The organism is Cytobacillus firmus NBRC 15306, from assembly GCF_001591465.1.
Classification (GTDB): Bacteria; Bacillota; Bacilli; order Bacillales; family Cytobacillaceae; genus Cytobacillus; species Cytobacillus firmus.
In genome coordinates this window covers 1-24,688 of record NZ_BCUY01000025.1, presented here as the reverse complement: position 1 = coordinate 24,688, position 24,688 = coordinate 1, and the positions used below count along the sequence as shown (strand labels likewise).

The window sequence follows — 24,688 nt, the reverse complement described above, 5'->3', positions numbered from 1 at the left end:
TTCTCAAAAGAGCTCCTGATTTCTAGTTTAATTTAATGATTTCAAAAACTGCCTGTTCAGCTGACTGAAGGGCACCTTCAAGGTGGCCGCCAAAGGGTGAATTCGTCTCCGTACCAGCAAAAATAATTTTCTTTTCCCATACCCCAGCTTTTGGCGGCTGACCATAACTTGGAAAATCTCTAAGCGGGTCCAGGTCTTCCTCAACTGCAGTTTCGGAATCTTCGGCCCAATCCTTATAAAGGATAGCCTTAACGTTTTGGGCGGAGGTTCCAAATAGCCTAACCAATTGATCAATGACCAAATTTAAAACTTTATCCTCTCCAAGTTCTCGGCGTGTTCTCGCTGGCATACCGAAGAAACCAAATAAAGCGCCAGATCCTGTTTTAGGAGAAGCATCGTGGATTTCCTGCAGAGGTCCAACCCAGCTCGATGCGAAGCCAGAGAGCTCTGATTCTCTCCAAAAGGGACGATCATAGATGGCAACTGCCTTCGCCTGCCCTGCCATCCACGTCGGTTTGCCAGCAAGGTCAGTCATAAGATCTGCAGGGAGAGATGGAGAGAATTCAATATGACGCGCCACAATCCGAGGCGGCAGTGCTAGGATTACAGCACTTGCAGTTACATTTGTTGTCTCTCCATCAGCAAGGACTGCTTCAACCGTAATAACTCCCGCTTCCTCTTGTCGAATGGCTGTGACTCGGGTTCCTAGCTCGACTATCCCTGAGGGAATTGTATCTGCTACAGCATCAATAAGGGATTGCACACCTCCTATGAATCGAATCGACCTTGCACCAGCATTTTCCGGCAATACATGGCGCTCTGGAGGTTCGTTTTGGAATCGTTCTGAAAGCATTGCCCCTTTGGTGTACTGGACAAAAGTTTCTAAATTCAGTTCTTTCACAAGGCCGGTGATCGCGCTCTCATATTCAGGCCAAAACCACGTTGGCCCGAGATCAAATTTGCCCAGGTCAGGTCTGTTTGGACCAGAAGTGCTCAAGACCCTGCCGCCAATCCGCTCTCTAGCTTCGAGAACCCTGCAAGGAGTGCCATGTGCAGCAAGTAATGACGCAGCCCGCAGTCCACTTAACCCAGCACCGACAATGACTACAGGATTTTTCACACTCTTGCCTCTTTCGTACTGTGTCTATGCTGAATCAATGCAAATATAAAAGAGCTATTCCTTTTTATATATAACTCTTCTAAATGAGTTTTCCCACTCGTCCAAATTTCAGCTTCCATTACTATACCCCCGATTTTTAACTCGGCATTGTTGAGTTTAGATTATTGCTGTATAGAGCGTTATACCGGCTTGCAGCCATTAAATAATACCAGATAAGGGCACAAAGCCTTGTTTTAATCAGACTGTCAGCAATGAATCATTTTGTAATTCCCGGTGCAATACTTCACCCATACGCTTCATCCCTTCAATAATCCTCTCTTTAGACATATTGGAGTAATTTAAACGCAATGTATTTTTTTGTGTGCCATTTGGAAAAAAGGGCGCACCAGGTACACAAGCCACATTGTTTTTCAGGCACTCTGTAAATATATGCGCTGAATCAATACCCTCTGGAAGCTCAACCCAAATAAATAATCCGCCTTCCGGCTTACTGTAAGATAAATGATTTGGGAAGAATTCTTCAATGCAGGATAACATAGCTGTGCATCTTTCTTTATAAACAGCTTTGATTTTATTTATGTGTTCTTCGATATCATAAAGCTCCATATACTTTGCTGTAATTCTTTGAGCAAAGCTGTCAGTATGCAAGTCAGCTGTTTGCTTAAAAGCAACATACTTATCAATGAAGGTTTCGTCCGCACAAATCCATCCAAGCCGAAGACCGGGAGTGAAAATCTTAGAGAAAGTGCTTAAATAAATGACTCTGCCTTCTGTGTCAAAATGTTTCACAGGCGGGAGTTCCTCTCCAGCAAATCTTACAGCTCCATAGGGGTTATCCTCTAAAATCAGCACATCATACTGATTAGCAAGCTCAATCATTCTTTTTCGTCTTTCGAGTTTTAAGGTGCGGCCAGTAGGGTTTTGGAAATCAGGAATCGTATAAATAAATTTTGCATCAGGATGATCTCGCAGCATTTGCTCCAGCTCTTCCATTACCATTCCATCATCATCATCCATGGCTACTTCAACAAACTTTGCATTATATGACTTGAATACATTAATGGCTGCAAGATAGGTTGGGCTTTCACAAATAATAGTATCTCCCTCATTGATAAATAATCTTCCAGTCAGGTCGATTGCCTGCTGGGATCCTGATGTAATAAGAACATTTTCAATGCTGGAGTCAATCCCAGCACTTTTCATTCTCTGACAAATAGCTTCTCTCAAAGGAATATATCCTTCAGTTGTACTATATTGAAGAGCAGCCGCACCTTCTTCATTCAATACAGCATTGCAAACTTCCTTTAGAGCTTCTACAGGAAACAGTTCTGGAGCCGGCAGTCCTCCCGCAAAAGAGATTACTTCCGGTCTTTCTGTTACTTTTAATATTTCACGTGTCTCAGAAGATGTTACAAAGCGAGCTCTCTCAGCAAATTTATGTTCCATTTATACACATTCCTTTTCTAATTTTGGAGTTGCCTTAATACTGAAAATTCAGTCACTGTTGCTTATACTTTTCTCTTTTTGATAGATACCTGCCCATATTACAATGGGAATGAGCAGTAATGAAAGGACAGCACCTGCAATGGAAAGGGCTGCATAACTGGAATGTGCTACAACTATTCCGGATAATCCTCCTCCTAATGCTCCTGACAAAGCAATCCCTACATCGATCGAACCCTGAGTTTTAGCCCGGGAAGAAGCCTGAGTTGAATCTACCAGAATAGCCGTGCCGCTGATTAAGCCAAAATTCCATCCAAGCCCAAGTAAAACAAGGGCTATATTGAGTATGAGCATCGACTCACCAGGTCCTGCTGCAGCCAAAATGCCAGAAGCAAGCAGCGTAATAGCGGAAGCAGCAGCCATAGCCGCACGGCCAATTTTATCAACAAGAATACCAGTTACTAATGAAGGCAAAAACATCGCACCTATATGAAATCCAATGACAAGCCCCACCTCATTCAAATCATGTCCATGATGTCCCATATGTATAGGGGTCATTGTCATAATGGCCATCATCACAAATTGAGTTAAAACCATTACAGCCGCTCCTGCAAAAATGCCTCGCCTGTTTATCGATGCCAAATTAGAGCTTTTCTCTAAATGATTGGCTTTAGCGTGTGCATCTGATATGGCTTTTGCCACAATAAAAGGATCGGGACGAAGGAACAAAAATAGAACAAATCCAGCCAGTATATACGCCGCAGCCGCTAATATAAAAGGACCGGCTAAAGCAGGAATTCCTATGGATATAGCAAACTCCCCCATTACATCCACCAGGTTAGGTCCTGCGACAGCACCGAATGTGGTGGAAACCATGGCCATACTAATAGCCTTTGCCCTCTGTGCGGGGCTTGCCAGGTCAGTTCCAGCGTAGCGCGCCTGCAAGTTTGTAGCCGTCCCCGCCCCGTAGATGAGCAGTGAAATAAATAATAGCAGAATGCTGTTTGTTATTGCTGAAACCACTACTCCAATGGCACCTATGCCTCCAGCCAAAAATCCTGCCGCAAGTCCAGGACGGCGTCCAAGCCGCTGAGAAAGCCGTCCCACCAGCAGCGCAGCACCTGCTGACCCTAAAGTAAATAACGCGGTTGGAATTCCTGTTACACTATCTGTCCCCATCATGTTTTGCGCGAGAAGTGCTCCTACTGTAATTCCTGCTGCAAGTCCTGCTCCTCCAAAAATTTGGGATATGACAATGACAATTAATGTTCTTTTGTATAGTTGCTTCTGTTTTTCTGAAGAATTTATGTAGCTTTGCAGCCAGGCAGATTGGGCGTCTAACGGTAACAAAAACTCACCTCCCTTTTTATTTTCATAATATTCCAACTAGATTTCAATCATCTTAACACGCACAAAAAAACCATACAATATTATAATTGTATGGCGAACAATATTAGATATGATTGTTTAACAGGCGTTTAAGGATGATCAAACCTCTCTCAAGCTCTTCAAGCGTTTCCGGGGCACAAACAGAAACTCTTACAGCCCTCTCCGGACAACTATTTCCAACTACAAAACGTTCAGCTGCAAACACCTGTACTCCATGCTGCTTAGCCAGCGTTTCAAATTCAGCACCTGTAATCTTTCCTGGCAATAGCAGCCAGCGAAAAATGCCTGTTTCAGCGCCTAGACACGTAAAGTCTGCCAAATATCGGTTAACGAGTTGATTTCTGAGGATCGTCTGCTCCTGATGTCCCTCAATTAAGGCTTCAAATTGATTCGATACAATTGTACGTGCTGCAAGTTCTGCCAGTAATGGAGAAACGGAAACATTTAAATTATAAAGCGCCCTTGAAATTGATTCCTTGAATTGACTCGGCACTGCTGTATAGGCCAGCCGCAAGCCCGGTGCAAATGATTTAGATAAGCTTGCAATATAGATGACCTGTTCTGGTGCAAAGGATGCGACTGCCGGCAGCGGCTCTTTGCTTAGAAGATGGTATGATGCATCTTCGATAATGAACTGATTATACTTTTTGGCAATGGCTGCGATCATTTTTCGATTCTCGATCGACATAAAGGAAGCTGTCGGATTATGATAATCCGGAATCAAGTAAATACCTTTAATATTTTCATTTTTACACGCATATTCAAAAGACGCCGGACTCATTTCATAGTTGTCTGTTTTTATTGGCACCAGCTGCACACTAAGCATCGCTGCAGCCGTTTTTAAGCCAGGGTATGTATGCTGGTCAACTCCAATGCGCTCTCCGGGCTTACATAGACTTGCCAGTGCAGCAGCAATAGCATTTTGACCGCCATTCGCAAATAAAATGTGATCAGCGGTTGTTTCTAACCCGCCTCTGCGGATAAGCTTTACCGCTGCATTCTTTTGCCAATGGCTTTCGCCTCCCCGGCCATAGCCAAACCATTTTTCATACATAATCGGTCTCTTGCAGCATACTTTTCAACTGTAGCATCAGCGGCTCGAAAGAAGCATTATCCGGAAGGGTTGCTCCCATTTCAATTAAGTGCTTCGGCTTTGTATCTTCAAGTAAATACGCATTCGATAGAGCATCATAGGACACAAATGTGCCGCTTCCAACCGTTGCACTTAATAACCCCTTTAACTCACACACTTTAAATGCTTTTGAAATGGTGCTCACATTTAAATCTAAATAATCGGCCAGTTCCCGCTGTGGAGGAAGCTTGGTTCCGGGCAATAACACTCCGTTTAAAATATCCTGTTCCAATTGCCCTGCCAGTGCTTGATAAATGGGCTTTTCCTTTTTATCAAGGGATGGCTTCCAGGTCATAGGATAGTTTTCAAAAGAATTAATCGGCATGATACGCACCCTTTTTTGTACAAGTTTTCAATGAAGCTGTTTCTTTAATTATAACCCTTGTTCCTTAACCCTGCCCATTTCGTCGAACAAAGAAAAAAATTTAGTTTTTATTCTCCAAATACTTTTCCCATTCGCTTAGATACATCTTAGGTTTATCTTGAGGCTCAGATGATAATTTACAGATAAATTCTAATGAATTTCCATCTGGGTCATGAAAATAGACCATAGCATGTGTCTGGTCTGGCATTACAATGGGTTCAAGAGGTTTAAAGCCGAATTCTTCACGCATTTCAATGCCTCGCTTTTCAAGCCACTCTTTTGCATTCTTTAGATTTTCTAAATCTACTCTAAATGCAATATGTCTGATGGAAGGATGATAGTTCATTTTTGCTTGGTCACATTCCCATAATCCCAGCCAGCTTTCATTCTTAACGATCCAAAAAAATGCTGTTTTTTCGTATTTTATTGCTAAATCCAGCCCCAAGCCCCTGTAAAATTCAATCGACTTACTGATATTACTTACTGGTAAATGTGCTTCATACAGGCCTTTAATCATTTCTTAACCCCTGTCCTTCATTTTCTTAGCATTAATATACCAGTAACTGATCCATTTTCCGTCCACAATATGGTTGAAATTTTCTACTGCTTTATATGTATTGACCTCTTAAGAACTTATGTAATTCCAAAACAAAATAGCTGTTCCGCATGATTGTGCGGGACAGCCCTATTAATCTCCTCCCCCGCCGCAGCTTGAGCAGGAACTGCAGGATGACGATGAGCATGAGCTGCAGGAGCTGCCCGACCCGCAGCTTGTATAGCTTGATGAAATCTTGCTGCTGATTTTCATGTAACTGGCAAAATCATCATAATGAAAATAGGACACAGATAAAAAAGGTTAACCCTTTAATGGGTCTTGTGTCTAATGATTTTGGCGATAAACCAAATTTAAATGAGAGCTTTTTACGCAAAAATAGTATAAACCAGATAACCACTGGCAGCAGCAGTATCCATGCCATCTAATCCCCCCTTATACCTTTCTGATTACTATTACGGACTTCATTGCCGGACGTAATGATACCTCCAACTTTAAGTGGCATAAAAATCTCTCTCCCAAAGAGTAATTTTGTATTTTAATACTTTAATGTTTTACTGAAATTGATAAGCCCCAAAATAAAATAACAAACTGATAATGTAAATCCAACAATGACCAATGTTGATGCAAACAGCTGCAAATCTTTATCGACTAATAAATATGTGATCAAAGATATAATGCCTAAACACAAATAATATAGAGCATTTGTAAACGCCTTATTCGGGATGCCCGCTACTTTTTCAATTCCCTTAGGAAACAGCGCAGCTAATATGAGTATTACAATAAATATTAATGTTGAATATCATATAATAAAATTCTGCTGACACCAGTTTGTCCAAACCTATTTTATAAAAGCACCGGTTACCTCAGTACCTTGACCATTTCAATTTCATCTTTAATCGGAATGCCATCATTTCCAATTAAGGGGATCTCAGGCTTTACCTTTCTTGCTTCCTCAACCGCATTATGAATAATCTTGGACAGGATAAACCCTCGTTTCTGATAAAACTTCAATGCTAATAAATTATCATTGGTTGTTATAAGTTTTACGATTCTGCAATTTTTCTTTTTAGCAAGATTTTCAACTTCCTGCACTAACGATGTACCTATCCCCCTACCTTCTTCCGTACTATCCAAAGATATAATTTCACATTCCGTATTTTTAATTAAGTAAGTTATTAAGCCAATGATTTTGTCTTCATTTAGAACAGCAAAACCATCTAATGCACTGCAATCATAAATCCCACTGGAAATTACCATTTCCGGGCTCCCCCAATGCAGCTTAAAAAATTCTATTATTTTATATTTCGGTAAATCCTCAACCTGGTAAATATTCATTCCCAGCCACCTTAAATGTTTTAAAGTCTAAATTAATTATCTTAAATAGTTATCCAGTTAACAACCTTATTATTCCATTTCAATTAGAAAAACCAAAATCCCCTTTAGCAAACAGCAGCTCTAATGTTAGAATGGAATTAATGGGATATTTTAGGAATGGGGAGTTAGATGTTGGAGGACGTTATATTAGAGATTAGTGATTTGAGAAAGAACTATGGTCCGAAGTCCGTGCTGAATGGTGTATCTTTTCAGGTGAAACGCGGGGAAATCATTGGATATATCGGCCCAAACGGCGCTGGGAAAAGCACCACTGTCAAAATCATGCTTGGCATTGAAGATGACTATTCAGGACAGGTTAACATCTTTGGCCGGGATATTTCGGATGGAGATATCGAGTATAAGAGAAAAATTGGATATGTGCCTGAAATTGCTGAAGTCTATGATAACTTAACCGGCCAGGAATACTTAACCTTTGTTGGCGAATTGTATGGTCTTGATTCCGGCTTTGCCAGTGATAAGGCAAAAAGCCTGATGGAGCTATTCGGTGTGGGGGAAGTCTATCACTCCCGGATCGCTTCTTATTCAAAGGGAATGCGCCAAAAGCTCCTCATTATCTCGAGCCTGCTGCATAATCCGGAACTGCTCTTTTTCGATGAACCCATCAATGGCCTGGATGCAAATAGTGTCATGATATTCAAAGAAATCATGGCACAGCTTGCCGTACAGGGAAAAACGATTTTTTATTCATCACATATCATGGATGTGGTTGAAAAAATAAGCAGCCGCATTATTCTCCTGCATGATGGGAGAATCGCAGCAGACGGTACCTTTGACGAACTAAAGCAGCAAAATACGGAAGGTTCACTGGAACAGATCTTTAACCAGCTTACGGGATTCAGTGAACATAAAGAACTTGGTGCCCGTTTTGTTTCGGTTGTAAGGGAGATGTAGGGATGCAGGACTATCGCACTCTTAAACTATTGGATCATTTTGAGCGTGTTTTTAATAGCTTTGGCGTAGATTACAAGGTTATGAGGAAACTTCTGCAGGTAAAGCTGACGATGGATGGACGGCGCGTGCCCACCATTTTCTCGCAGAATGCAAAAAAAGAAAACAAAGAAAAAAATAATCAGTACATAAAATCTTTATGGGTTTACGTATTGTTCGGTCTGTTCTTAATTCCATTTGTGCTTATGGGGGACAATTACCTTTTCCAGATGAGCCTTTTTTATGGAATTTTCACCTTTTTTGTGATGACCTCCATGATTTCCGACTTCTCTTCGGTTTTATTGGATATCCGGGATCGAAATATCCTGTTTCCAAAGCCAGTCAGCCGAAAAACAATCAGCACGGCAAAAATGGTGCATGTCACGATTTATCTTTCTTTCCTTACCATTGCGCTTGCCGGTATCCCTTTGATAGTGGGACTATTCAAAAATGGGCCCTTATTTTTCCTCCTTGCTGCCGTAAATATCATTCTGATTGATTTATTGGTTGTTGGTTTAACCGCATTGATCTATTTATCAATATTGCGATTCTTTGATGGGGAAAAATTGAAAGATATCATCAACTATGTTCAAATCGGGCTGTCCCTGATGATCATGGTTGGGTATCAATTGCTTATACGTTCTTTTGAGTTCATTGACTTAACGGTCTCTTTTCAGCCTAAATGGTGGCAGGTATTCATTTTCCCAATGTGGTATGGCGCAAATATGGAAATGCTGTTGAAGGGGGCTTTCGAGCCGGTTTATCTTCTTTTTTCAGCATTATCACTCCTAATTCCGATCCTGTCCATCTGGATTTATATGAAATTTACCGGCACCTTCGAGCAAAGCCTGCAAAAGCTTGCTTATCAAGGAAAAGCCAAAGTAACGAAGCAGAATAAAGCGGGGCAAATCCTTCTTAACATCATTTGCCGCTCACCGGAGGAGAGAGCCTTTTTCCGCTTTGCCGGCAGGATGATGAAAAATGAACGGGACTTTAAACTTAAAGCCTATCCATCACTTGGTTTTTCCATCGTGATTCCGTTTATTTTTATCATAAATACTCTGCGTGAAGATTTTGCACAGCTATCTGACAGCAAGTCCTATATAACGATTTACTTTAGCTTGATCATTATTCCGACCATCATGATTCTTCTAAAGCATTCAGGAAAATATAAGGGGGCCTTTATTTACCGGGTTGCCCCTCTCAAATCATTAAAGCCGGTGTTCAGCGGCACCATCAAGGCATTCATTATTAAATTATATCTGCCAGTCTACTTTATGCTAAGTGCACTCTTCCTTTTCCTGTTCGGGGCAGGAATTCTTCCGAACCTCATAGCCGTATTTATCAGTGCCTGTCTATACGCGGTCATTTGTTTTATGGTTTTAAAGAAAGCTCTGCCCTTTTCGGAATCGTTCGATGAATACAGCCAAAACGGAAACAGTGCCATTATCTTTGGATTGATGCTGTTTGTAGCATTACTTGCAGGCCTGCATTTCGCGAGCACTTTCTTGCCATATGGAATTTATCTGTATTTAGGGATATGCAGCATTGGTCTCGTAATTAGTTGGAGGCTGGCTTTCAATGTTACATGGGAGAAGATTATCAAAGGGTGATTCCCTGGAGAGTTTAGAAGTACTGGATCAACCATTAAGCTGCCACTTTTGGCAGCTCTTTTTTAATCTGTCATCTGAAGTATCATCCGCCCTCCAGCCTTCCTGAAATAGACATCCCGCGAAAGGATGTCTTCTTATGTTTTAATCAGCTGAACAAAAACTAACATGATAAATGATATTCCGATCATACACGCTACCCATAACCAGGCCATTTCCATATTGCCTGAATCAATGGCTACATAAATAGCTGTTGAAATCGTTTGTGTTTTCCCCGGAATATTACCGGCAAACATTAAAGTAGCTCCGAACTCTCCCAATGCCCTGGCAAAACTTAGAATGCCGCCTGAAATAATGGCCTTGTATGAAAGAGGGATCGTGATATTCATAAATAATTGAATATCATTCGCCCCATCTACCCGAGCCGCATTTTCAATGTCACGATCAATCGCTTCAAAGCCTGTCTTGGCAGACTGATACATCAGAGGAAATGCGACAACCGTTGAAGCGATAACAGCGGCCCACCATGTAAACATAACTGGCTGTTTAAAAATAAACTCAATGAATTGGCCTGCAAAACTGTTTCTTCCAAAAATGACAATCAGCAAAAACCCTACAACAGATGGCGGTAATACTAATGGCAAAAGAAAAGCGGTCTCTGCAATGGCTTTTCCTTTAAATCTTTTATTTGCCATACCCTTCCCTATGCTAACGCCAAGAATAATTGCCAATACTCCTGAGACAGCCGCAACTTCAGCAGATAATAGGACTGGTGACCAAAAATCAGTAGCCATATAGTTATTTCAATCCTTTAAATCCATACTCTTTAAAAATATCCTTAGATTTTTCATTTTGAAGATAATCATAGAACAGCTTAGCTTCCTCTGGATGACTTGTATCCTTAATCACACCCAAAGGATAAATGATAGGATCATGAGTATTCTCCTCTGCCGTGTCCACTATGTTGACCTTTTCAGATAATAACGCATCCGTTTTATAAACAATTCCGGCATCCACATTATTTGTCTCTACATATGTAAGGACCTGGCGGACATCTTTGGCATACACCACTTTTTCTTCTATATTGTTCCAGATATCCATTTTTTCTAATGATTCCTTCGCATATTTCCCGGCAGGAACCGACTCCGGTGTGCCGATGGACAATTTATCTGCTTCAGTGAGATCATGAAACGATTTGATCTTCGACCCCTTTGGCACCACTAGTACAAGCTCATTCTCGACCAAGTCAATTCCATTCTTTTCTTCAATCAGTCCGTCATTCACCAGTTTATCAAATTTATCCTCTGCAGCTGAAAAGAAAAGATCAGCGGGTGCTCCCTGGGAGATTTGCTGCTGAAGAGAACCTGAAGCTCCAAAGTTAAAGTAGATCTGCACATTTGGATGTTCTTTTTCGAACCTTGCTTCGATCTCCGTTAAGGCATCCTGCAGGCTTGCCGCTGCTGAAATAGTCAGTTCCACACTCTCTCCAGCTGCATCCCGCTGCTCTTCTCCTGTATTTTCAGACTGACATCCAGCCAATAATAAAAAAAGGACCATTGATGAAAAAAATAACAGGGATTTCCTTTTCATTATGTATCTCCTTCTCTGAATAGTTACATCTAGTAATAATTAATTATAACTACTTATAGGGACACTGGCGAATATAATCTTCCCCATCTAAAAAAAAATCCCTGTTCCTGCCTTTTTATAATTCATGAGGTCATTAAGCGATTATGATAAATCCCGGACAGGAAAAATCATCTATGAAACAAACTAAAAGGCAAGCACAGATTGGAGTGCTTGCCTTAGTTAACAATGTGGAAATGTAATCTGCCCGCCAACAACTTATACAAGTGAAAAAGATGGTTTCCTAATCAGCCTGTCAAATCTGGCACCCATCTTTTCGAAAAAGAATGACACTTTAATAACCAAAGTAATTAAAGCAGAGAAAAAGTTGAAAAGCGTGTACAAATACCCCCCACACTGAAATTTAGTGTTCTGGACACTAATGTTAGTGTTAGACTGAGCAGGAGCTTTTATTCTCTTATGAGTCCCGGACGGTCCTCCATTTGCGGGGGCTCCTCAAACCATCCGTTTTTAATCTTGATTTTAATTCCCTCTTGGGCATAGAAGTAAATATCCTTCGCCAGTATCATGGATTTCATCGCTATATCATTTCTCAAGCTAAAGAATGCACCTGTGCCGGATCCTACAAGGCTAAACCCATTGAGTATGTAAATGCAATGCATCATAAGTTTGTCGGAAAACGGAGGTACTGTCGATGTGGTTACCGTAACCCCTGAGGTTGCGGAAAATTGAACATCACCCTCCAAAAGGATTTCTTCCATCATTTTTATTTGTTTCTTGGCAAGTTCTTTTCCCTTTAAAAAATATTTTTTGGCCTCTTTGTTTTGTGCACATTGCGCAAAACCTGTAATAAGCTGCATCCCGATATTGTTTGCTTCCATGTTATGATGAAGAATCCCTATTTCAAGATCATTTAATGCCCTTTTATCGCCTGTCAGCTTAAAACCTTCCTTATACTTTTTTGACTTAATATATTCTATATTTTTTGGCATTGTCACTTTTGGAGGCAGCGAAAGAATTCCTTTTTCAAGCAGATAAAAAGTCGAAAGCTTATAGATTTTCTGTGTCACAGTTGTGAGCCCCTCATAAATCGATAAAACTTTCTTATTGTAGGTCATATTCATATTCAGGGTATAAAGCCCCATGCTAACTTCCTTTAATATACGAAGAAACATGATATCAAAACCATTATCGTACAATTTAGGGGCTTCTAAATTAACATCAGCTGAAGTAAATCCAACAGGCTTAACCATCCCTTGATCGGAGAAAAGTTCTTCCATATCTTTCACATAAAAGTTCAATTCCTGCCATAATCCCCCTAATATATTCCTTGCCTCCTGTTCATCTGACTTTTCGATAAAGTATTCCAAAAATCTCATAATTAAAGTTTTTTCCTGGTAGGTCTGCCATAGAGTCCCAATTTCAGAAACACTTAGCGGATTGGTTAATATCAAGTAAACAACCTCCTTCCATAATCCCCATTTTGACTATGTACAGAATTGATTAATAATTCTCATTCATAAATTAACCTGGATTGGAGATATTATTCCTGATAAGCCAGACAATCTTTTTGTAAATAAAAAGAGACGCGTTCCTTTACAAACGCGCCTGCTGGTATACCTATTAAAATATGTTTTAGCAAAAAAAACCGCAGAATCCTTCTTACGCGCCATACAATCCGAGTCTCCCTGAACCTAAACTCTCAGCGAGCCGCGGAACCCCCTTGCAGCATAGTAGGAATCAGCTCCATTGTGATACACAAAGACTGTGTCGTAGCTGCGGTCACAGAAGAGAGCCCCTCCAAGTTTTCTGATATGAGCAGGTGTCTGTACCCAGCTCGATGTTTTCTTATCAAAAGCTTCAAGCTCCTGGAGCTCCCGGTATTGCTCTTCCGTTAAAAGCTCAACGCCCATGGCAGCTGCCATATCCATCACACTGTTTTCCGGCTTATGTTTTTTCCTTGCCTCCAGTGCTTCACGATCGTAGCAAACACTTCTGCGGCCTTTAGGACTTTCTGCTGCACAATCATAAAATATGTATTCGCCCGTCTTTTCATCATACCCGGCAACATCCGGTTCGCCGCCCGTTTCTTCCATTTCATTCAGCGACCATAATTTCTCAGGGTGAGCCTCCAGCTTAGCTTGTACATCCGCCCATTCCAGCCCTTCATGCCTGTGCATATTCTTCTCAAAACGGGCCTTCAATGTTTTCAGCAATTCATCCCGCTGTTCTGGTGACAGCGCCTTACTTCCCTGTGTCATATGAGTACCTCCCTTTTTTTCTTCATTATAATATAATTATGACCCTAAAGGGCAGATGATAAAAGCAGGCGCCGGGTTAACCTTCCTGAAACTGTCCTCGGACTCAAGCCCGATGATTTCCCCTTCCTGTGTCTAAACCCCAGCCAACTTCGGACTCAGACCCGACGTTTTCCCCTTCCTGTGTCCGAACCGGAACTATCCCGCTACACACAAAAAAACACTAACAAACGAATACCATTTGTTAGTGTTTCCCAATCTATTATGATGCTTGTTGTTCAAATCTTTCTTCAGCTGGAGGGTTGAATTGCCCTTCCCACTTCGCAATAACAATTGCCGCCAGTGAGTTCCCCACCACGTTAACCGCTGTGCGTCCCATGTCAAGGATACGGTCAATTCCCGCAATAAAGGCAAGGCCTTCTGCAGGCAATCCAATGGTGCTGAATGTCGCCAGCAGCACAACAAAGGATACGCCAGGTACACCCGCCATTCCTTTCGATGTAACCATCAGCACTAACATTAAAGTAATTTGCTGTCCGATGCTCAATTCGATTCCAAACATCTGGGCAATAAATAAAGAGGCAATCGCCTGATATAAAACAGATCCGTCCAGGTTAAAAGAGTACCCTGTTGGAATAACGAATGAAGAAATATGTTTCGGGCTTCCCGCTTTCTCCATTTTGTCCATGATTCTTGGAAGAACTGTTTCCGAGCTCGCTGTTGAAAATGCCAAAATTAATTCCTCTTTTATCATCTTCAATAATTTAAAGATGCTGAACCCGACAACTTTGGCCATAACTCCTAACACAACCAGAACAAAGAAAATCATGGATCCATATACAGTAAGCGCCAGCTTGCCCAATGGAATCAGTGAGGCAAAGCCGTACTTGGAGATTGTTACACCAATTAAGGCAAATACCCCGATTGGTGCATACTTCATAAACAGGTTTGTCACATAGAACATCGCCTTCGCCGTACCTTCGAAAAATCTAAGGACTGGCTTTCCCTTATCCCCAATTGCTGCAATTCCAAGGCCAAATACTACGGCAAAGAAAATAATTGCCAGCATATCTCCTTCAACCATGGCTCGTACTGGATTAGTAGGCACAATATGCAAAAATGTATCCGCTATCGACTTGCCTTCCTGCTCTTCATTGGTTTCAACATAACTTGAAATGTCACTTTGCTGCAGGCTGTCCATATTCAGGCCTGCACCAGGCTGAATCACATTACCTGCAATGAGGCCAACCACAATGGCAACCATGGTCATGCCGATAAAATAAGCCAATGATTTCCCGCCAAGCTTACCAACGGACTTTATGTCTCCAACACCAGCGATGGCAACAATAATGGTTGATAGTACAATGGGAACAACAATCATTTTAATTAAGCGGATAAAAAGATCGCCAAACGGCTGCAGGACACTTTGCGCCGTTTCACTTCCATAGAAAATACCGCCAACAGCGATCCCTAAAATAAGACCGATGAAAATTTGAGTGGCTAAACTTAATTTAATTTTTTTCATCAATTACCCTACCTTCTTGTTTAGTTTTATACGTGCTGCGCAGGCAAGGGAAACAAAGATGATCCTGATAAAAAAGAAAATCGACAAAAATGCGGATTTTGTCAATTCACACAATTTCATATTCTCTTATGTTTCCTTAAACGCTGACGAGGTTAGCTTTCGGGTTAGGACTGCGGAAACAGTAAGCCCTTCCATACATAGGATTCACCCCTAGCGGAAACTCCGCTGTAAATATTGGGTCCCCCGTTCTTAAAATAAGATTAAGCATAGAATACTAAATCATTATATTATCCCAAGATAATTTTTGTAAATAGTTATGTATTTCCGGTTGGGCTGGAGTTAATTTAATTTCTAAACAAAAAAGCACTTGGCTCCACCTGCGCCAAATGCCATGATAGCCACACATGCTATCCCCTCTAAATCTACATTAGCATCTTTGTATTAAGAATATTGAAGGGGCTTGTAAACTTTTTTTAAAAGTTAACACTGCCTCGTTGACCAACTGCACTCATGCGAAAATTTAAAAACAGTTTGGTTGCATCTCCTGAATCATGAATCCCGTGTAATCCTTTTAAAATTAAACACAAGCTTCATATTCCCTTTTGATGTTATGAATGATCGTCTGAACAGACAGAATCTCGTTAATTTCATGGACTCTTGCCCCCGCAAATACGAGACCATTCTCACAGTCCCCCTCCATGGATGTGACCAGGGAATCCAATGTGCAAAAGCGGTAGGAGCAGTTTTTTAGGCAATCGATGCATTTCTTGATTTTCACCTTTTTATTGTCAGATATTTGTTCAGTAAAGTTATTCTTTATGGCACGGCCTTCCAAACCTACGGTGGTTTTCACCATAACGATATCTTCCTGTTTGGCATGTACATACTTTTCCTTGAAGGATAGGGGTGCATCACATTCATGACTTGCGACAAATCTGGTTCCCATCTGAACACCGGAAGCACCGATGCGAATGGCATGCGCGATATCTTCTCCTGTCAAGATTCCCCCGGCAGCTATGACAGGAATCTTAACAGCTTTCACAACTTCCGGTAAAATATCGAATAATGGTCTTTCGGTCCCTAAATGTCCTCCTGCCTCATTGCCCTCTACGACAACGGCAGAAGCACCCAGCCGTTCGAACATTTTAGCCAGCCTTGCAGATGACACAATCGAAATGACCGGTGTGCCGGATTCTTTGCCCCAATTGTACATATCCCTTGATATTCCTGCACCTGAAATAATGAAATCCACTTTTTCCTCGATGGCGGCCTTCATTTTTTCAGCAAAATCATTCATGGCAAATAAAACATTCACCCCAATATAGCCCTCACCCTTGATAGATGCCCTGGCCTTTCGTATATGCTGCCTTAACTCTTCTATGCTAATTCCTGTTCCTGAAATAATTCCAATCCCCCCGGCATTCGCAACAGCTGATGCCAGGCCGCTTAACGAAATCCCTACGCCCATTCCCCCTTGCATAATGGGAAACTTAGGCGTCATATGACCGATTTTTAATTGTGGAAACTTCAAAAAAACTACCCCATTTCATCGCCAATTTATTTCTTCTTCATTATTGTGCGAATGGGGTTAATTGAATAGTGACATATATAATACCTTGTACTAAAATCAGGTGGTATTTACGCGATATTCACAGAATGTTCAAGAATTTCCAAAGTAGAGAATTTTTATATCCGATACATCAGTCATCATCATCGTTGATCCTTTTTCTATGAGCAGCAACTATACTATAAGAAATATTTAGTTTATCCCAAACCCAAGCTTGAAAGATTCCCTCTAATTCCTTTTCTAAGGAATTATCATCAATATTTTCGTCAATGCCCAATTTTGAAAAAGTGAAGGTCTCTGTCGCCTCTGTCCCTTCATATTGGTTACTCCTAAAAGAGAAAGTAACTGTTCTGTCCATAGTATTTCCCCCTATTATTTGTCTGATCTTACTCATAAAAAACTTTTACCTGCCTCTTTGAAACATAAGATGTAAAAGGTATGCTAAACCAAAACAAATGATCGTGATATAAAAGACTTTATTTATGGAAAGCTGTTCCATTAGAGGGGTGTGCGTTGAACGCTCCAATGAAAAGATAGACCACCAACTTGGTTCAGGGTTTAAGACAGATACTATAACCCAAATGCATAAGAAACATAGCACCAAAAACCAATATAATTTCATAAGCTCCCCTCATTTAGATAGTAGTACAATAACTTCAATTCATAATCCTTACACCATTAGGGTCCACTAATATCTTTGAGGAGAGACCCTTTATAACAGCTTCATTAATTGTAACTGTTTCACCAAACACGGACTTAATTGAGCTAACAGGCTTACCGAACAAAATGGATAGGTCATCTTCTAGCCCTTTTTTCTTTGTTTCTAATCTTAATTCTTCTATTCTTATGTTATCAGTCACCGAATCTGCTATTTCTTTGTTTGTTTGAAGTTCTATCCTAAAAGAATAAGGGGTTGCAATAAACGTTCTTCGTTCCCCCATATCCACAGTTCAATTCATATTATCTGCATTTTGACATATAAGCTCTTGTTCTTTTTCAGATACCAAAAAGCCTATATGGTCAAATTTAATCTTTTTTCCATAACCAAATGTGATATTTATGCTCCCTTTTCTTGCTTCGATAATACGAAAAAGAATATTCTTCTCCCGGAAGTTATCCCATACTAAGGGAGGATCAAAGTTCTGGAAATCCCCCTGGTATTTACCGCATACGCTGATATATCTGAAAGCCGGCATTCACGTAAAACCCTTCTGTTTCTTCCACGTGTGGAGTCCAAAAATGATAATGAAAAAGCACAGATATCACCTCTTTATTAAGTTCATGATTAACATATTCAATAAAAAAGCAATTTCTCCTTTTCAGGCAACTCCCTACTATTCACAAGGTCCTGATACAGTTGACCGCTGCAGCATAACTTTCGGCTTTAAACCAGCCAGTCTTTGGAATATTCATGCCCCGTTTGAAGTGCCTGACGAAGTATTCATGGCTCTCGAATTAACGAAGAATGCTCTTGAAAATACAGCTGGTGCAGTCCAATATTCAAAAGCTTTTTCAGAGTAAGAGGCCGGAATTCAAACAAAAAGCTATCTCTATCAATAGCCAGAGATAGCTTTCATATTTGCTTCATCATTCCCTTATATCAAATACCAATTCATCAAATAATTTCCCATCCACATAAAGTAAAATAGCCCATTCTCCCTTTTTAGGAATCTTAACAGATGAAGGTGTATGAGCATCCGCCCCGTTATTTGGTCCATAAGCTTCTATGGTCCAGCCCCCAATACCATTTGTTAAAATGGAATGAACTGTTTGCGATTCTTTATGAAAACCAACGATTGTCAAATCTGTATTCTCAACGCCCCATAAATGCCACATCCACTTTTGGCCGTTTAAACTGGGCATGTCAGCACCAATCACACCGGACTTGTTTTCATTTCCAATTATGCCCCTGCTGCCGAACTCCACAGCTTTTCTCTTCCAATCAATCGTGTCAAAATCACTCTCTTGAACAAAATCCGGTATATCCTGAGGCAGTGTAATAGGGTCATCCTTAGCTTTTTCTGCTGCACTGACCACTACATCCCCATAGGATTTGCCATCCAGGTACACTTCAAACTTCCACAGGCCTTCGTAAGGAAGGGTGAATGTCGCCGTAAACCGCTGCAAACTTGAGTACCCCGGAGAAGGTTCTATTATTTTTTGCTGAGGTAGGACTTGTATTCTTTCGCCAGTTTCTTTATGAAAGGCAGAAATGGAAAGCTCTTTTCCTTTATACGTGTTAAAAGGCTCCTGGAAACTAAAGATATAGCCAAAAGGCGTTCCAGCTTTCAGATAAGGATCGGGTAATATGCTGAATATCATCTTTTGATTCACCTTATATTCATGCCGGATGTTCCATTCACCAGCCGTACCGCCATGTATCTGGTTTTGATCCTGCCTGACCCATGTCTCAGTTGAAACTAAGAAAGCTAAAAGGCAGATGGCAAAAGTGGATATGGCAAATATAACGAATTTATGAGGCTTTTTTGCTGGCTTCTCTTTTCTATCGGAATGGAGCGCTTTTCTAATATTCATTTTTTGAAATTCCGTAAAGTGCTCGCCCTTGTGAGTTGTCGAGTCCATTGCCCGCCGCAGCTGCCTAAGCTTGCTCTCCATTATATCCCCGCCTCTCCATCATTTTTTTCAACTTCATCCTGCCTCTGCTCAATCTGGTTTTGATCGTATTTTGGTTTACTCTTATTAGTCCCTGGATCTCTTCAATCGAACATTCTTCATAATAATAGAGAGTTACAACTTCCCGGTACTTCACAGGCAAAGACAATACACAAAAGGCAAGAAATTCTTCCTCGCTGCGCTTCAGCAGCTCCTTTTCCGGAGGCAATTCCTTCGATGAAAATAAAGAAAACAGGCTCGAATTAAGCACCACTTTCCGAAACCCATGACTCTTCAAGACATCCTTTGATCTATTAATAGCCAATCGATAAATCCATGATTTAAAGGAGGTCAATTCATCGATTTTGTCAAAATTTTGGTAAGATGTGATGAATATATCCTGAACAATATCTTCAGCCAGCTTCCAGTCTTTCACATAGTTATAAGCAAGCTTCGTGAGCCGTTCACCGTACTCATCCATAATCATCTCAAGCCAAGTATCACGATCTTCTATTGAATTATCATCCCTGATCTTTCTCACACACTCCCCACCCTATTTTCACTTTAATGCTAAGACGACTGAGTTGTGTAAAGGTTTCATTTTTTTTAAAACCTTCGTCCTTAAATCCCATCCCTAATTGCCTCTTATAAGACCTGTTTATTCAAAAGGCCTTTTTCGTATAAATTGTTGTTTTTCGTCTATCAATGCTGCCCGTTGATTTCCGCTTCAGGATGCTCAGCAAACCGCGGGGCAGGACGTTGAATCAGCTTACTTGAGTAAACACCGCACGAAGAAAATGCGAAAGCATTTTCGAGGATCTCGCACCTTCCGCTCCAATCAACTCAGTAAATAATTTACCAATAGCAACAAACCTTGCGAAACAACCATTCAAAAAGAAAAAGCCACCTGGACTGGCAGCTGCGTTTGTTAATCATTTTCCCTCATTGAAAATAAATAAATGATTGCAATGGTAACGGCAATTATTGAAGTGATTACAGAATATCGAAAAATAGTAAAAAAGAACTCAGGATATGGTGTTATTACACTTGAAGTCATACCATCAACATCTGTTGTGCTTTCAATTCGCTTCATAAAGGCGACCAATAAGAAAAAGGAAACAATAAATGAATAGATTCCTGTTTTAACTATGATTTTCTCCATGAAATCCCCCTAAATTGACTCATTATTTTTTAAAACTCCAGTTATATAAAATTACTGAAATCCGCCTGTGTCCTTATTATCTCCCATTAAATAATTTGAACTTTCCCCTGGCTTTGCGTTCGGATTTGTTGGGGTAAGAGGGTTATTATTGTTTCTCCTGCGTCTCCAATCAATAAACAAAGCAAATAATATAATTCCTGCAATAAAAATTACTAACCACCACATAGGTTCACCCCCCTATTTTGAAAGGCGCCTTTATAGATAAACAACTCTCAGTTTAAGAAAAGATAAAGAAGCAGCGCAATCATAATATTTGGCAGGCCAATTAAAACGGAGCCGATGCTTGTTCTTTTCCGCTTTCGTTTTTCTTCAAGAAAATCATGTGCTTCCAAGCCTGCCCTCATCCGATGGGGACCAGCTATAGAACCTGACATAAGAATGGACACAGCAATAAACAAAAATCCAATGGCTCCTGTCACTAAATAAGCTTTACTGAATTCCCAAAAACCAATTGAAAATAAAACACCAGCTATCGCCAAAACGATTCCTAAAGTTAGATGCTTCAACCCAAAACCTCCTTTTATAACTATACGGCTGAAGCCACTAATTGTTTCAATTTTCTTTCTATTTACGTTCTTTGCGAAGAATGACCGCACAAACTTCCACTTCTAAAAAAAGCTGTACCCTACTTCATATACTTCGCAACTAACGAATAACACCTTTCTCTTGTCAGACTTGCCAGGGCAGCCACATATTCCAATTGCTCCATTGAACCCCCTTTGTATTTTAGGGAAGAGTTTTTGGCCGTTTCATCTCTTTGCTGGATCCATTTCCGCTGTTCTTCTCTTAGTTGGTCCATCTGATCATTTTTAAGCTGTTCTTCCAACACACCATTGATTTTGTTTAATTCATCATCCCACGTTCTATATCTTTCTTCCTCCTGTTCCACCATTTCTGCGGTCGTTGTCTTGGCTTCTGAGTTTCTGTCCGCTTCTTCCATTTTGTTTAGCTTCTTAAGATATTCATCTTTACTGCTCTCGTGACTTTCATTTTTATCAATTGCATCAACATCATTTGAAGCTTCAACTGAATTGTCTTTGTCATGGGACTGTGTAGTATTACTGCTGCCGTCAGGTTTTTCTTCCTCAATTTCCTGTGATCCATCAGGCTCCTTTTCCGTTGTTTCGATATCTTCTTCTTGAGCAGAGCTGTTACTGGTTGGCTCACTGTTCGATTCTTCAGATGAGTTCCCACAAGCAGACAATACTCCTGACAAGGCTATTGTTAATAGTACTGCCAAAAACCTTTTATTGTTTTCCAATGTTCTAACTCCCTTTCTCTTTTGACAAAATGTCTGTATTCACTCGTCCAGACCAATCTTATCATTATTTATAGAAAATTATCCCAAATAGAAATCAAAGATGAAAAAAGAAGCTCCGCTTCGGAACTCCTTTCTAGATAGATTGAACATAATCCTTAATCACTCTTTGGTCTGGAGGACTAATATTCGAGGGAATCTCCTGAACATGAAAAAATCGCAATTCGCTTACCTCATCTTCATCCATATCCAGTTCTCCATCAAAGTTATTGCAGATATAAGCGGCAACTACATTATATACTTCATCACCGTGAGGGTACTTATAGTAAAACTCTTCACCTGAATAGATATTAAACAACTGCAGTTCATTTGCTGTTAACCCAGTTTCTTCAAGCATCTCTCTCTTTGCCACATCTTCCAGTGTTTCACCGGGCTCCAGAGAACCTCCCGCCAGCCCCCAGCAGTTATTATCCTTCCTTAACTGTAATAACAGCCGATTATTCTCATCCAAAATGATGACACTCGCTCCAGTAATTACAAGAGGACGGCTACCAACTATCTTTCTTAAATCCATAACATACCCCATAGTAATCTCCTATACTTAAGACTTCCCTAAGACTATTCGCCAATTTGGAAATAAATCCTTTATTTAATTTGGAATTTTATGCTAATATGAATGAGTTGAGGGAATGCTTTCATTTCATAAAATGGTTTTTAAAACATTCAAAGGACGGAATATATGTGGATTATATTTGGATTCATTGCCATAGCTGCAACGATCATGAACCTTTATAAGTATAAAACAGGAAAAGATTATAAACTGGCACTGGCTATGGGATTATCCTTCACTGCCTTGACACTTTGTGCAGAGCACAGCAAAGTGGCCAATTGGGTGGATGGAGAGGATTGGGGAGCATTAATGGATGTGATGCCTGCTATGGAAAAAGCATTGTGGGTATTGACAGCGGTTTCAATCCTGTTGAATATAACACCTATATTTTTAGAGCGAAAAAATAAAATAATAAGATAAACGAAAGGAGAATTTCATGAGCACTCAAAATAAACACACAGCAAAAGCTATAGGAGTTTCCTTGTTAATAACGATAGCTGCCTTATTCAATATCGATAGTCTTAACCTCTATACAGTAATCTATATTCCCTTCGTATTCTGTGTATCGTTCATAAGCGTTTACTGGATTTCAGTGATTACTGCAAAATCCTTTCAAAAGTTCCTAAAACATACTGGTTACAATTAAGTCTTAGCGATCGGAAAGTTTAATAGAATATCGGGAGAAAGGAGAAATGAAAACTGTAAAGGGAAAGGAAGATAAATTAGATTTTTACGTTCTTCCCCTAAGGGGTAAGTACAATAATTATGTTGGAGTAAAGTTTGAAAAAAACCCTCAAAAGGCAGGATATTTTGAATTACATACACAAGATGGCCGTGCAGAAAATTTGCAGTTAATACTGCAAATGAAAAATCTTATACAGATACTAATATAACTAAAACTGAGCTGCCTTTTAATGAGCTTTCAGTGTTAAAAATCTTTACTAGAAACGGAGAACATTTATTTCAGAGTCAGCTGTTGTAAGAGCCTTAAAGTAGAAAGATAGCCCATATGGAAAAGCTTCAGTGTAAAGCACTAGAGGATTTCACCATCCCTCTGTTAACCCAATTAGGATATACCATTACAAGGCCGAATGATGAAAATTCGGATATCAGTTTTTTACTGATTTCTCCAACAGGCAGCCAAGCGATTGTAAAAGTCAAAAGCCATAAAAGAGAAATCGGTATTCGCCTTGTCCAAATAACTTTAAAACAAATGGATACTTATGATGCTTCTAAATGCTGGGTTATCACAAACGAGCGTTTCAAACAGATCCGCTTATACGACCGGGAACAATTCATAGACTGGATACTAAAAGCGCAAAAAGAGGAAAAAATTCGGGGGTAGGCTCCTTGATATTCAGGAGATTCCTTCACACTTCTACTTTGAAGATATGGATTTTCACCTTAACATCCAATTTTTTATTGATGTTAAGGTGAAATATCTCTTGGCTATAATTTCATTTTACCTATAAGAATCATGTATCGGATGGAACAGATCTTCCTCTGCATTTCTGACAACTGAAAAGTGTTCCACATTGTAATGGCCGTGAAGTGTTACATTATGATGCTTAATAATTTGCTCAGCAGTTAAAGCATCGCTGTCCGTTGTTGAATGCCCATCACCTACTAATGTAACATCCAATCCGCTGATTGTTGCGGTTCTAACAGCACTGTCTATACAATGCTGGGTTTTGCAGCCCATTATAACAACATGCCGGACCTCTTGTGATTTCAGGTGATCCAGCAGTCCTGTTCCATGAAACGAATTGGTTGCCGTTTTATCAAAGCACTTTGTTTCTGCAGGCAATTTAATATCTTCGTGAACCTGAAATCCTTTTCCTTTCCCTTCCGCAACATCCAGATCCCTTACGGCGACAACTGGAACACCTGATTGTTTTGCTTTTTCGATCACTGTATTGATATTCCCAATAAGGTGCTCTTTATTAAAAACAGCACTCTCTTCCTGGTTCCCATCAATTAACTCCTGCTGAGCATCAATAATTAATAAGGTTTGATTCAATTCATTTTCCCCTTTCAACGCCTTTAAATTTTTCTTAAAAATATTCTCCTAGTGTTTTCTCGCCAATATATTTATTAGTCATATTACCTTCC

The 24,688-nt window shown here is 40.2% G+C and carries 26 protein-coding genes, 2 pseudogenes and 1 riboswitch; of the genes and pseudogenes, 6 read left to right on the top strand and 22 right to left on the bottom strand.

The window, feature by feature from the left end; all coding sequences use genetic code 11:
- Positions 1-22 precede the first annotated feature (22 nt).
- From BFI01S_RS09450 to BFI01S_RS09425, 6 genes and pseudogenes are all read right to left on the bottom strand, one after another.
- Entirely contained in the window at positions 23-1,120 is a 1,098-nt protein-coding gene (locus tag BFI01S_RS09450; RefSeq protein ID WP_061792397.1) for a flavin monoamine oxidase family protein, read from the bottom strand.
- 237 nt (positions 1,121-1,357) lie between these two features.
- Entirely contained in the window at positions 1,358-2,566 is a 1,209-nt protein-coding gene (locus BFI01S_RS09445; protein ID WP_061792396.1) for an aminotransferase-like domain-containing protein, read from the bottom strand.
- Between the two features lie 48 nt (positions 2,567-2,614).
- Positions 2,615-3,913 (bottom strand): MFS transporter, encoded by a 1,299-nt coding sequence (locus tag BFI01S_RS09440; protein WP_115596663.1) that lies wholly within the window; start codon positions 3,911-3,913, stop codon positions 2,615-2,617.
- A gap of 103 nt (positions 3,914-4,016) precedes the next feature.
- A pseudogene (locus tag BFI01S_RS09435) lies at positions 4,017-5,409 on the bottom strand (aminotransferase-like domain-containing protein).
- Positions 5,410-5,509: 100 nt separating this feature from the next.
- Positions 5,510-5,965, bottom strand: a complete 456-nt coding sequence (locus BFI01S_RS09430; RefSeq protein ID WP_061792394.1) for a VOC family protein — start codon at positions 5,963-5,965, stop codon at positions 5,510-5,512.
- Between the two features lie 897 nt (positions 5,966-6,862).
- Positions 6,863-7,339 (bottom strand): GNAT family N-acetyltransferase, encoded by a 477-nt coding sequence (locus BFI01S_RS09425; RefSeq protein ID WP_061792393.1) that lies wholly within the window; start codon positions 7,337-7,339, stop codon positions 6,863-6,865.
- A 168-nt stretch (positions 7,340-7,507) separates the two neighbouring features.
- Here BFI01S_RS09425 and BFI01S_RS09420 point away from each other — a divergent pair, with 168 nt between their 5' ends.
- Together BFI01S_RS09420 and BFI01S_RS09415 are read left to right on the top strand one after the other, a co-directional pair.
- Positions 7,508-8,290: an ABC transporter ATP-binding protein gene (locus tag BFI01S_RS09420; RefSeq protein WP_172581911.1), complete on the top strand. Its 783-nt coding sequence runs from the start codon at positions 7,508-7,510 to the stop codon at positions 8,288-8,290.
- A 2-nt stretch (positions 8,291-8,292) separates the two neighbouring features.
- The gene (locus tag BFI01S_RS09415) at positions 8,293-9,939 is read left to right on the top strand and encodes a hypothetical protein (RefSeq protein WP_061792392.1); all 1,647 of its coding nucleotides are present in this window, start codon (positions 8,293-8,295) and stop codon (positions 9,937-9,939) included.
- A 134-nt stretch (positions 9,940-10,073) separates the two neighbouring features.
- On the opposite strand, the gene modB is transcribed toward BFI01S_RS09415, so the two are convergent.
- The 8 genes from modB to BFI01S_RS23945 all read right to left on the bottom strand — a co-directional run bounded on the left by modB (position 10,074) and on the right by BFI01S_RS23945 (position 17,820).
- Positions 10,074-10,730 carry a molybdate ABC transporter permease subunit gene (gene modB, locus BFI01S_RS09410; RefSeq protein WP_061792391.1) on the bottom strand — a complete coding sequence of 219 codons (657 nt, stop codon included), beginning with the start codon at positions 10,728-10,730 and terminating at the stop codon, positions 10,074-10,076.
- A 4-nt stretch (positions 10,731-10,734) separates the two neighbouring features.
- The gene (modA, locus tag BFI01S_RS09405; RefSeq protein ID WP_061792390.1) at positions 10,735-11,526 is read right to left on the bottom strand and encodes a molybdate ABC transporter substrate-binding protein; all 792 of its coding nucleotides are present in this window, start codon (positions 11,524-11,526) and stop codon (positions 10,735-10,737) included.
- 446 nt (positions 11,527-11,972) lie between these two features.
- A complete protein-coding gene (locus tag BFI01S_RS09400; protein ID WP_061792389.1) occupies positions 11,973-12,977 on the bottom strand; it encodes a DUF3231 family protein in 1,005 nt (334 codons plus the stop codon).
- 240 nt (positions 12,978-13,217) lie between these two features.
- The gene (locus tag BFI01S_RS09395) at positions 13,218-13,784 is read right to left on the bottom strand and encodes a DUF4256 domain-containing protein (protein ID WP_061792388.1); all 567 of its coding nucleotides are present in this window, start codon (positions 13,782-13,784) and stop codon (positions 13,218-13,220) included.
- 259 nt (positions 13,785-14,043) lie between these two features.
- Positions 14,044-15,306, bottom strand: a complete 1,263-nt coding sequence (locus tag BFI01S_RS09390) for a cation:dicarboxylate symporter family transporter (RefSeq protein ID WP_061792421.1) — start codon at positions 15,304-15,306, stop codon at positions 14,044-14,046.
- A 126-nt stretch (positions 15,307-15,432) separates the two neighbouring features.
- Positions 15,433-15,583, bottom strand: a riboswitch (cyclic di-AMP (ydaO/yuaA leader).
- 300 nt (positions 15,584-15,883) lie between these two features.
- Positions 15,884-16,837 (bottom strand): NAD(P)H-dependent flavin oxidoreductase, encoded by a 954-nt coding sequence (locus BFI01S_RS09385; RefSeq protein WP_061792387.1) that lies wholly within the window; start codon positions 16,835-16,837, stop codon positions 15,884-15,886.
- 169 nt (positions 16,838-17,006) lie between these two features.
- On the bottom strand, positions 17,007-17,231 hold the full coding sequence (locus BFI01S_RS09380) for a hypothetical protein (RefSeq protein ID WP_061792386.1): 225 nt from the start codon (positions 17,229-17,231) through the stop codon (positions 17,007-17,009).
- 298 nt (positions 17,232-17,529) lie between these two features.
- On the bottom strand, positions 17,530-17,820 hold the full coding sequence (locus BFI01S_RS23945; RefSeq protein WP_235831144.1) for a hypothetical protein: 291 nt from the start codon (positions 17,818-17,820) through the stop codon (positions 17,530-17,532).
- A gap of 430 nt (positions 17,821-18,250) precedes the next feature.
- Between BFI01S_RS23945 and BFI01S_RS22425 the strand changes: the two are divergent.
- Positions 18,251-18,394 (top strand): annotated as a pseudogene (locus tag BFI01S_RS22425) (GNAT family N-acetyltransferase); the annotation flags it as partial.
- Positions 18,395-18,460: 66 nt separating this feature from the next.
- Here the strand turns inward: BFI01S_RS22425 and BFI01S_RS09360 are convergent.
- The 7 genes from BFI01S_RS09360 to BFI01S_RS09335 form a co-directional block, all read right to left on the bottom strand.
- Entirely contained in the window at positions 18,461-19,489 is a 1,029-nt protein-coding gene (locus BFI01S_RS09360; protein ID WP_061792383.1) for a DUF4871 domain-containing protein, read from the bottom strand.
- A complete protein-coding gene (locus BFI01S_RS09355; protein ID WP_061792382.1) occupies positions 19,473-20,027 on the bottom strand; it encodes a sigma-70 family RNA polymerase sigma factor in 555 nt (184 codons plus the stop codon). The genes BFI01S_RS09360 and BFI01S_RS09355 overlap by 17 nt, the downstream gene beginning before the upstream one ends.
- A gap of 387 nt (positions 20,028-20,414) precedes the next feature.
- Positions 20,415-20,648, bottom strand: coding sequence for a hypothetical protein (locus BFI01S_RS09350; RefSeq protein WP_061792381.1), 234 nt, complete (start codon positions 20,646-20,648; stop codon positions 20,415-20,417).
- Between the two features lie 51 nt (positions 20,649-20,699).
- On the bottom strand, positions 20,700-20,873 hold the full coding sequence (locus BFI01S_RS23340) for a hypothetical protein (RefSeq protein WP_169799747.1): 174 nt from the start codon (positions 20,871-20,873) through the stop codon (positions 20,700-20,702).
- A 47-nt stretch (positions 20,874-20,920) separates the two neighbouring features.
- A complete protein-coding gene (locus BFI01S_RS09345; RefSeq protein WP_061792380.1) occupies positions 20,921-21,214 on the bottom strand; it encodes a DUF5316 family protein in 294 nt (97 codons plus the stop codon).
- 119 nt (positions 21,215-21,333) lie between these two features.
- Positions 21,334-21,969 (bottom strand): lysozyme inhibitor LprI family protein, encoded by a 636-nt coding sequence (locus BFI01S_RS09340; protein ID WP_061792379.1) that lies wholly within the window; start codon positions 21,967-21,969, stop codon positions 21,334-21,336.
- 133 nt (positions 21,970-22,102) lie between these two features.
- Complete coding sequence (locus tag BFI01S_RS09335) at positions 22,103-22,552, bottom strand: NUDIX hydrolase (RefSeq protein ID WP_061792378.1); 450 nt, start codon at positions 22,550-22,552, stop codon at positions 22,103-22,105.
- Positions 22,553-22,705: 153 nt separating this feature from the next.
- Here BFI01S_RS09335 and BFI01S_RS09330 point away from each other — a divergent pair, with 153 nt between their 5' ends.
- From BFI01S_RS09330 to BFI01S_RS09315, 3 genes are all read left to right on the top strand, one after another.
- Complete coding sequence (locus BFI01S_RS09330; RefSeq protein ID WP_061792377.1) at positions 22,706-22,996, top strand: hypothetical protein; 291 nt, start codon at positions 22,706-22,708, stop codon at positions 22,994-22,996.
- A gap of 272 nt (positions 22,997-23,268) precedes the next feature.
- Positions 23,269-23,469: a hypothetical protein gene (locus BFI01S_RS09320; protein ID WP_061792375.1), complete on the top strand. Its 201-nt coding sequence runs from the start codon at positions 23,269-23,271 to the stop codon at positions 23,467-23,469.
- 116 nt (positions 23,470-23,585) lie between these two features.
- A complete protein-coding gene (locus BFI01S_RS09315; protein ID WP_061792374.1) occupies positions 23,586-23,921 on the top strand; it encodes a restriction endonuclease in 336 nt (111 codons plus the stop codon).
- Between the two features lie 117 nt (positions 23,922-24,038).
- Here the strand turns inward: BFI01S_RS09315 and BFI01S_RS09310 are convergent, their stop codons facing one another.
- On the bottom strand, positions 24,039-24,596 hold the full coding sequence (locus BFI01S_RS09310) for an isochorismatase family protein (RefSeq protein WP_061792419.1): 558 nt from the start codon (positions 24,594-24,596) through the stop codon (positions 24,039-24,041).
- Between the last annotated feature and the right edge of the window lie 92 nt (positions 24,597-24,688).